The organism is Actinomyces urogenitalis DSM 15434, assembly GCF_000159035.1.
GTDB lineage: Bacteria > Actinomycetota > Actinomycetes > Actinomycetales > Actinomycetaceae > Actinomyces > Actinomyces urogenitalis.
In genome coordinates this window covers 614,510-617,350 of sequence record NZ_DS999574.1, presented here as the reverse complement: position 1 = coordinate 617,350, position 2,841 = coordinate 614,510, and the positions used below count along the sequence as shown (strand labels likewise).

At 68.8% G+C, this 2,841-nt stretch carries 3 protein-coding genes; all 3 read right to left on the bottom strand.

Annotation, left to right across the window (positions count from 1 at the left end):
• Positions 1–128: 128 nt before the first annotated feature.
• A complete protein-coding gene (locus HMPREF0058_RS12595; protein ID WP_006548124.1) occupies positions 129–278 on the bottom strand; it encodes a hypothetical protein in 150 nt (49 codons plus the stop codon).
• Between the two features lie 247 nt (positions 279–525).
• Positions 526–1,863, bottom strand: coding sequence for an NADP-specific glutamate dehydrogenase (gene gdhA / locus HMPREF0058_RS02610; RefSeq protein WP_006548123.1), 1,338 nt, complete (start codon positions 1,861–1,863; stop codon positions 526–528).
• A gap of 136 nt (positions 1,864–1,999) precedes the next feature.
• Positions 2,000–2,440 (bottom strand): cupin domain-containing protein, encoded by a 441-nt coding sequence (locus tag HMPREF0058_RS02605; protein WP_034236708.1) that lies wholly within the window; start codon positions 2,438–2,440, stop codon positions 2,000–2,002.
• Between the last annotated feature and the right edge of the window lie 401 nt (positions 2,441–2,841).

Genomic DNA, 2,841 nt, shown 5'->3' with positions numbered 1-2,841 from the left:
TCGTCGTGCTGCCATAGCGCGAGCCTAGCGGCCTGCCGGGTACGCCTGCGTCCCACCCGGCGCCCCAACGGCCTGCTGGGCGCGCCGACCCGGCTAGTCCGGTACAGCACGCCCAGCAGGCAGGTGACTCACTCCTGGGAGTCGCCCTCGCCAGTGCTCTCGCCGGTGTCCTCGCCACCGCGGCGGCGCGCTACGAGCACACCGCCTGCGCCGAGCAGACCGATGACGGCCAGCGCCGCGATGGCGAGGCTCGTCGTCGTGCGTGAGAGAAGACGCATGGAAGGTCCTAGTGAGTGGGGACAGGGATCACCACCAAACTACGCACCCGCCAGCCCCGTGCCTAGGGCGCCGCACGAGTGTTCACGAAGCTGTCACTCTCCTACCGCGCCCCTCTCCGTCTCCTCCACCTGACCTGGGTGCGCGGCCAGCGCATGCCGAGCACCCCCACAGCCAACGCTGTGAGGGTGCTCGGTGGTGCCGGCAGGGACTGGTCCTGTCAGGGAGGCTCTCGGGCTCTGCGCCCGCTCAGACGATGCCGTGGGCGATCATGACGTCAGCCACGCGGGTGAAGCCGGCGGCGTTGGCGCCCAGCACGTAGTCACCCGGGCGGCCGTACTCCTCGGCGGCCGCGACGCAGGAGTCGTGGATGTCCGCCATGATGGCGGTCAGCTTCTCCTCGGCGGTGGCGAAGTCCCAGCGGGTGCGTCCGGCGTTCTGCTCCATCTCCAGGGCGGAGGTGGCCACGCCGCCAGCGTTCGCGGCCTTGCCGGGGGCGTAGAGTATGCCCGCGCCCAGGAAGGCCTCGACGGCCTCAGGGGTGGAGGGCATGTTGGCACCCTCAGCGACGACGGCGCAGCCCTGACGCAGCAGCGTGGCCGCGTCGTCGCCGTCGAGCTCGTTCTGGGTGGCGCAGGGCAGGGCGACGTCCACCGGCACGTCCCACGGACGGCCCTCGGTGACCAGGCGCGAGCCCGGGCGGCGCGAGACATAGTCGGCCACGCGGCCGCGCTCGACCTCCTTGACCTGCTTGAGCAGGTCAAGGTCCACGCCCGCCTCGTCGACGACGTAGCCCGAGGAGTCCGAGAAGGTGATCGGGGTAGCGCCGAGCTGCTGGGCCTTCTCGATGGCGTAGATCGCCACGTTGCCCGAGCCCGAGACCGCGACCTTCTTGCCCTCCAGGGTCTGGCCCTTGGTGGCCAGCATCGACTGGGCGAAGAGCACCGTGCCGTAGCCGGTGGCCTCGGTACGCACCAGGGAGCCGCCCCAGGCCAGGCCCTTACCGGTCAGGACACCGGCGTCGTAGGAGTTGCGCAGGCGCTTGTACTGGCCGAACAGGTAGCCGATCTCGCGGCCACCCACACCGATGTCACCGGCAGGCACGTCCGTGCTCGGGCCGATGTGACGGGACAGCTCGGTCATGAAGGACTGGCAGAAACGCATGACCTCGGCGTCGGACTTGCCGTGCGGGTCGAAGTCGCTGCCTCCCTTGCCGCCGCCGATGCCCTGGTTGGTCAGGGAGTTCTTGAAGATCTGCTCAAAGCCGAGGAACTTGATGATGCCGGCATTGACGGAGGGGTGGAACCGCAGCCCGCCCTTGTAGGGGCCGAGCGCGGAGTTGAACTCGATGCGGAAGCCGCGGTTGACGTGGACCGCTCCGGCGTCGTCCACCCACGGCACGCGGAACATGATCTGGCGCTCCGGCTCGACGATGCGCTCCAGGAGGGCGTCCTCGGCGTAGTGGGGGTGCTTGGCGATGACGGGATCCAGTGACTCCAGCACCTCACGGACGGCCTGGTGGAACTCGGACTCTCCGCGGTTACGGGCCACGACCTGCTCGTAGACCTTCTCGACAACGTCCTGCATGGTGGGACTCCTTCGGTCAGCGTGTACGGCACCGGGAGCACGTCATCGGGCGAGCGGCTTCCCCGCGCCACTCATATGTTCCCACGTGGCCGGAAACTGAGATGAAACATCTCAGCGAATGGCCCATGCGACACCCTCAGGCCAGGGCGTCGTAATGGGCGGGGTCGACCGGCTCCAGCCACTCGTTGGAGGTGTTCTCCCCAGGCACGCCGAGCGCAATGTGCGAGAACCACGAGTCCGCCTTGGCCCCGTGCCAGTGCTTGACGCCGGCACGGATGAACACGACCGTCCCCGGCTCCAGGGACACCGGCGCCTTGCCCTCCTCCTGGTACCAGCCCGAGCCCGCGGTGCAGATGAGCACCTGGCCTCCACCAGAGGTGGCGTGGTGGATGTGCCAGTTATTGCGGCAGCCCGGCTCAAAGGTGACGTTGGCAACCCCAACCACGCAGTCGGGGTCCGTCACGAGGGACCTCAGGTAGCTGTTGCCCGTGAAGAACTGGGCGTAGGCGGTGTTGGGCTCACCCTTGCCAAAGACGTTGTCTGCCTCGAAGACGGCCTCGTCAGCGGTCGCGGTCATGATCGGTTCCTTCCCCACCAGCACCCTCGGCTGGCGCCAGCGCCAGGCTAGGAACGTCCTCGCTCCCCATCCAGGCACTCCCAGGCCCCGTCAACGAGGTCAGCGGGCTCACCTGGCGACAGCAAGCGACACCTCCTGCTCGTCGGCCGTGCCCGCAAGGGCCGGTCCGCAAGCAGGAGGTGTCGGTGGACAGATCTCCCAGAGCCGCTCTCTCAGAGCCACAGAACGGGCTGGGTCAGAACAGCGCCGGCAGCGTCGCCTCAACGCCCTCGCGCAGCTCAGCCAGGTCCAGGGCGAGCGGCTGGCCGTCTGCGCCGTCGGACAGCAGGTCTGAGCCAACGACCGTCAGCAGCTCGCCGCCCGTGGTCCCCAGGCGGGTCCAGGCCACGCCCTCGGCCTCA